Genomic DNA, 6,433 nt, shown 5'->3' on the forward strand with positions numbered 1-6,433 from the left:
GCCCCCCGGTCCGCGAGCGCGGACCGGGGCTCCTTCGCGTGTCGCCCGGGGGGGGCACCGCCTACAGCGGCGCGCCCTCCTCGGCGATCTTGAACATCAGGTCGGCGACGCGGCCGGCGGCGTGGCCGTCGTCCAGGTCGCAGAACTGGTGGTGGAACTCGTCGTACTTCTCCTGGTACTCCGCCGCGACCGCGTCGATGTCCCGGATCGCCCGGAGCAGCTCGTCCGAGGTCTCGACCAGCGGGCCCGGGGCGTCGTTCTCGAAGTCGAAGTAGAAGCCGCGCAGGCGGTCCCGGTAGTGCTCCAGGTCGTACGTGAAGAAGAGCATCGGGCGGCGCAGGTGCGCGTAGTCGAACATGACCGACGAGTAGTCCGTGATCATGATGTCGGCCGCCAGGTACAGGTCCGCGATGTCCGGGTACTCGGAGACGTCGAAGACGAAGCCGTTCCCGGCGCCCGGGATGCTGTCCACGATGTTCGAGTGGCGGCGGATCAGGAAGACGTGGTCGTCGCCGAGGCGGCGGCGGGCGTCCTCCAGGTCCACCCGGAGGTCGAACTTGAACTGGCCGCGGGCGTGCGACAGGTCGTCGCGCCAGGTCGGCGCGTAGAGCACGACCTTCTTGTCCGCGGGCAGGCCCAGCTTCGCCTTCACCGCGGCCGCGCGCTCGTCGCGGTCCTCGGCGTACAGGTAGTCGTTGCGCGGGTAGCCCGTCTCCGCGACCAGGCCGTTGTAGCCCATGGCCCGCTTGAGGATCGGGGTGGAGAAGCGGTTCGACGAGACCAGGACGTTCCAGCTCTCGGCTTCCTTGACCAGACGCTCGTGGTAGTTCGGGTCGAACTTCGGCGCGTCGATGTCCAGGCCGATCTTCTTCAGCATCGTGCCGTGCCAGGTCTGCACGATCACCTGGCCCGCGCGGCGGCGGATCCAGTGCGGCAGGTGGGCGTTGGTGATGATGTACCGCGACCGGGCCAGCGCCTCGTACCACTCGCGGCCCTGGAAGCGCACCGGCTTCACCGTGTCGGGCAGCTCGACCTGGCCGTCGCGGACCAGCCACAGGTGCTCGATGTCGGTGCCGCGGCGCAGCAGCTCCTCGTGGATGGCGCGCGGGCTGTCCGAGTACTGCTTGCCGTTGTAGCTGATGTACAGCACCGAGTCGCGCAGCGGCAGCTCGCGGCCCTTCTCGTACACCTCCTGGCGCAGCTGGTACTGGCGGTTGTCGCCGCGCTCCAGCGGGGTCAGGTCGGGCAGGCAGTTGAGCTGCGGGTGGTCCTGCCAGTGGACCTCCAGCCAGTTCTCGCGGCCGTTGTGCACGCCCTGCAGCGGGAACTGGGGCACGGCGAGCCGGTCGACGACGAGCGGCAGCGCCGGCGCGTCGTCCCCGGCCTCCAGGCGGAAGACCCAGCGGCCGGCCTTCAGCGGCAGGCCGCCGCCGGTGCCGGACATGGTGGACGGGCGGAAGGTCGCCTCGAAGGTGCCGTCCGCAGCAACGTTCAGCGGGACGGTCCGCTCGTCGAAGCGGTTCTTCGCGCTGATGACCAGGTGGTAGTCGGTCAGGTCCACCGGCGCGGTGCCGCGGACCAGGAAGGTGCCGTCGGTGCCGGCGATCCCGGTGATCCTGCCGCGCAGCGGGCGGCCGGAGAACTTCAGGTAGCCGTTGGTGCCGGAGAGCACCGCCACCTCGTTGAGCGAGGCGTCCTCGCCGTAGGCCTCGGTGAGGCGGACCTGGAGGTCGGCCAGGTCGTCCTGGACGACGACGCGGAGGCGGCGCGGCTTCTCCTCGCCCGCCTGGAGCTGGAGCTGGGTGCTCCAGTTGCGGCGCATCTGCTTGGCCGGGTCGGCGCCCGCGGTGTCGGCGGTCTCCAGGTGCTCCGGCAGCAGGGCCACGTCCTTCAGCGGGACGCGGATCCGCAGCTCGGTGCGGTCGCCGGAGGCGGAGACGGTCTCGGCGGGGACGAGGAAGGCCTCGCCGCTGCTCTGGTTGATGATCCGCAGGGAGACGTCGACGCCCGGGGCGACGGCCTCGCGCAGCAGACCGTCGACGACGATCGCGTCCCCGTCCGGCGCGAAGCCGGTGACCAGGAACGGAACCTTCTCGACGCGCAGCTTCAGCGCGGCGCGGCGCAGCTCGGGGACGATCCGGTGGGTCTCGTCGAGCCAGTGGTAGGGCGGGTAGGCGGTGCGGTCGGAGCCGTACGAGTGCACCGAGCGGGAGCGCACCAGGCCGCCGGAGAGCACGCGCATGCCGACGTGCCAGAGACCCTCCTGCCACTGGCCGCCCTTGCGGAAGCGGCTCAGGTCGATCTCGGTCTCCCAGCCGGCCCAGTCGAAGCTGTGCCCGCGGTTCTTCCAGCCGGAGGCCGTGGTGGCCTCGTCGGTCTGGAGGTTCTTCAGCGGGATCAGCATCCGGCGCTGGGTGCCGTCCTTCTTCAGCTGGAGCAGCTTGACCACGCTCCGCCTGCTGCTCTGGTCGACGCGGTCGATCCAGGCGTGGCCGGAGAGCCGCAGCTTGCCGCCGGGCAGCCACTCCAGCTCCTTCAGCGGCGAGCGCAGCTGGAGGTCCTGGTCCATCCGGAGGACCTTCTTGGGCAGCTGGGTCGACTCCAGGACCGGGTACTTCGCGTACCGGCGGAAGGAACCGTCGAGCTCGACCGGCTCGCCGAGGCGCTCGGCCTCGATGAAGGCCAGGAGCTCGGCCAGGGCGTGCTTGCGGACCAGCAGCCACTTGACGCGCAGCGCCGTGGGCAGCGCCGTGACCGTCTTCAGGTCGATCTGGTCGAGGAACTTGTTGGCCGCGGTCATGAACTCCGCGCGGTACTCCTCGTCGCCGTCCGGCAGCACGTTGAGGAAGATGCGCAGGTCACCGGTGAGCACGGTCTTGTCGTACTCGCGCTTGAGCTCGTCGGCGCCCGGCTCGTTCCGCTGGGCCAGGAAGCGGCTGACGCTCTCCACCGCGGAGGCGCGGTCGCGGGCGGCCTTGGGCTCGGTGCGGCGCTGGGTGATCGACGGGGCGGCCTCGCCCTCGCGCAGACGCCAGTAGTACGTGGTCTCGCTGATGATGTCGACGGACTCGGCGAGGTACTGCGCCGGGACGATCACCGGGGTGTCCTCGTACAGGACGCCCTCGGGGAAGCGCAGCGCGTGCTGCTCCCAGAAGTCGCGGCGGAAGACCTTGTTGCAGGCGATGCGGTCGGTGAGTAGCGCGCGCTTGCGGCTCACGTGCGTCTTCTTGACCGCGCCCCGGGAGAGGAAGCGGTGCATCGGGGACTGCCAGATGCGGGTGGAGTTGATGTGCTCCACGTTGCCGGTGGCGAAGGAGGAACCGGTCTCGTCCAGGGTCTCGATCATCAGCCGGTAGGCGTCCGGCGGGATCAGGTCGTCGCTGTCGACGAACGCGATGAACTCGCTCTCCGGCGCCAGGCTGTCCAGACCGGTGTTGCGGGCGGCGCCCAGGCCGGCGTTCTCCTTCCGGATGAGCCGGAAGCGGGCGTCCTTGGCCGCGAACTCCGCCGCGATCTCGTGGGACTCGTCGGTCGACCCGTCGTCCACCATGATCACTTCCAGGTCCTGGAAGGTCTGCACGGCGAGCGAGTTCAGGCAGGCGGGCAGGTAGTACGCCACGTTGTATATCGGGACGATGACGCTGAGCCTGGGAGCCATGTAGTTCTGCGTTCCTTTCCGGTTCAGACCCGCTCGACAGGCTCGAGCGTCTGAGGGGTGACGGGGCGTGCTATCGGTTTTTCCAGCGGACCGCTGGTGGGTCCCCTTCCGGTGGAGGGGAGCTTCTCCCCTCCGGGAAGGACCCGCCTGCCGGCCCGTCCGCCCCGGCGCCGGAGCGCAGCACCGCCGCAGCTCTTCAGAATAGACGATGGGCCCATCGGCCGTTCGAACCCAGTTGGCCCCCGCCTCACCCGCCGGGAGGGCTCCGTTCACCGGCCGCCCGGGCCCGTTCGACCGCCCGCGCCCCGGAAGCCCTTCCGGTACTCCTGTCATACTGCGCTTGAGCGGTTCGACTGAGGAGAGACACACGGCATGCCGTCTGCAGCTACCCCCCGTTTCAGCGTGATCATCCCTGTCTACGGGGTCGAGGGCTACATACGCGAATGCCTCGATTCGGTCACCTCGCAGAGCTGTCCGGACTTCGAGGTCATCGCGGTCGACGACTGCTCGCAGGACAGCAGCGGCGCCATCATCGACGAGATCGCCGCCCGCGACCCGCGGGTCCGCGCCGTCCACCGCGAGCGGAACGGCGGCATCGGCGCCGCCCGCAACACCGGCATCGCCCACGCCCGCGGCGACTACCTGCTCTTCCTCGACGGCGACGACTCCCTCCGCCCCGGCTCGCTCCAGGCCATGGCCGACCGGCTCGCCGAGACCGACGACCCCGAGGTCCTCCTCTTCGACTACGTCCGCACCCACGTGGACGGCAGCGTCGAGCCGAGCAAGTCCGGCAAGCACATCGCCTCCATCGGCGACCGGGTGGTCGACCCCCGCGACCACCTCGACCTGCTCCGGATCTTCGCCGTCGTCTGGAACCGCGTCTACCGCCGCGACTTCTTCACCTCCGGCGGCTTCGACGGCGCCGGCTTCCGCTTCACCGACGGCCTCTACGAGGACGCGCTCATGGTCTACACGACCATGGCCGCCGCCCGGCGCGTCGCCGGCCTGGAGTACGTCGTCGTCGAGTACCGCCAGCGCCGCCAGGGCAGCTCCATGCGGAGCAGCTCGCCGCGCAAGCACTTCGTGATCTTCGAGCAGTACCAGCGGGTCTTCGACTACCTCGAAGGCCGCCCCGGCCTCGACGACTACCGCGAGATCGTCTTCGAGCGGATGGTCAGCCACTTCCTCTACACCCTGGCGCGCGGCTTCCGAATACCGCGCAGCCACCGCCGCGCCTACGTCCACCAGGCCGGCAGGGCCTACCGGAAGAACGAGCCCAAGGGCTTCACCCCGCCGCCCGGCATCACCGGGCTGAAGTTCAAGGTGCTGCGGACCGGCTCGTACGCCGCCTTCGAATCGCTCAAGGCGGCCAACGGCACCCGCGAGACCGCCTTCCGCGCGCTGGGCCGGTCCAAGCGCTGGGGCGGCCGCAAGGCCCTCAAGACCTACTACGCGGTACAGCGCCGGCTCCCCCTCGACGACGACCTCGCCGTCTACTCCGCCTACTGGGGCCGCACCCCCGGCTGCAACCCGCTCGCCATCCACGAGGCCGCCAAGAAGCTGGCGCCGAACCTGCGCGGCGTCTGGGTGGTCAACCCGGCGCACGCCGGCAAGGTGCCCGCGGGCATCACCCGCGTCGCCCCCGCCACCTTCGGCTACTGGAAGGCCATGGCCCGGGCGAAGTACCTGGTCAACAACGTGAACTTCCCGGACTCGGTGGTCAAGCGCCCCGGTCAGGTCCACCTCCAGACCCACCACGGCACCCCGCTCAAGCGGATGGGCCTGGACCAGCAGAACTACCCGGCCGTCGCCAAGAGCATGGACTTCGGCAAGCTCATGGAGCGGGTCGACCGCTGGGACTGGAGCGTCTCCTCCAACCAGCACTCCACCGAGCAGTGGGAGCGGGTCTACCCGGCCCCCTTCCGCACCCTCAACACCGGCTACCCGCGCAACGACGTCTACTACCGGGCCGGCGCCGAGGACGTCCGCCGGATCCGCGGCGCCCTGGGCATCGCCCCCGGCAAGAAGGCGATCCTGTACGCACCGACCGTCCGCGACCACCAGAAGGACGCGTTCGTCGCCCGTCTGGACCTGGCCCGCTTCGCCCGCGAGCTCGGCCCCGACTACGTCCTCCTGATGCGCGCCCACTACTTCTACGGCGCCGACCGCGAGCTGAACGCCCTCGCCGAGCGCGGCGCGCTGATCGACGTCTCCCGCCACCCGTCGGTGGAGGAGCTGTGCCTGGCGGCGGACGCCCTGGTCACGGACTACTCGTCGATCATGTTCGACTACGCCAACCTCGACCGGCCGATCGTGACCTACGCCGACGACTGGGAGATGTACCGCACCTGCCGCGGCGTGACCTTCGACCTGCTCTCCGGCGAGCCCGGCGACACCCCCGGCGTGATCGCCACCACCGAGGACGAGCTGATCGAGGCCTTCCGCAGCGGCGCCTGGCGGGGCGAGCCCGCCGCCGCCCTCCGCCGCGCCTTCCGCGAGCGCTTCTGCACGTGGGACGACGGCCACGCCGCCGAGCGCGTGGTCCGCGCGGTCTTCCTGGGCGAGGAGACCCCGGCTCCCCCCGTCGTCCCGGTCGCCGACCGCACCCCGGCCCCCACCCCCGAAGCCGCCGAGACCTCCGCCGCCGCCGCGGAGCCGGAACACGTCGCCGGCTGACACACGCGAGAGGGGGGGGGGGGCGCGGGGGCGGGTCCGCGGGCGCCCCGCGGGGGAGGGGGGGGGGGTAGAATGAGGCGCGGCCCCGCCGAGAGGGGC

At 70.7% G+C, this 6,433-nt stretch carries 2 protein-coding genes; one reads left to right on the forward strand and one right to left on the reverse strand.

Going from position 1 to position 6,433, the window contains the following annotated elements; translation table 11 throughout:
- Nucleotides 1-61 precede the first annotated feature (61 nt).
- The gene (locus tag AB0E83_RS34685; protein WP_362120691.1) at nt 62-3,658 is read right to left on the reverse strand and encodes a CDP-glycerol glycerophosphotransferase family protein; all 3,597 of its coding nucleotides are present in this window, start codon (nt 3,656-3,658) and stop codon (nt 62-64) included.
- A 372-nt stretch (nt 3,659-4,030) separates the two neighbouring features.
- Between AB0E83_RS34685 and AB0E83_RS34690 the strand changes: the two genes are divergently transcribed.
- A complete protein-coding gene (locus tag AB0E83_RS34690; RefSeq protein WP_362120693.1) occupies nt 4,031-6,334 on the forward strand; it encodes a bifunctional glycosyltransferase family 2 protein/CDP-glycerol:glycerophosphate glycerophosphotransferase in 2,304 nt (767 codons plus the stop codon).
- The last annotated feature ends 99 nt before the right edge of the window (nt 6,335-6,433 follow it).

The organism is Streptomyces sp. NPDC035033 (genome assembly GCF_040636735.1).
Classification (GTDB): Bacteria; Actinomycetota; Actinomycetes; order Streptomycetales; family Streptomycetaceae; genus Streptomyces.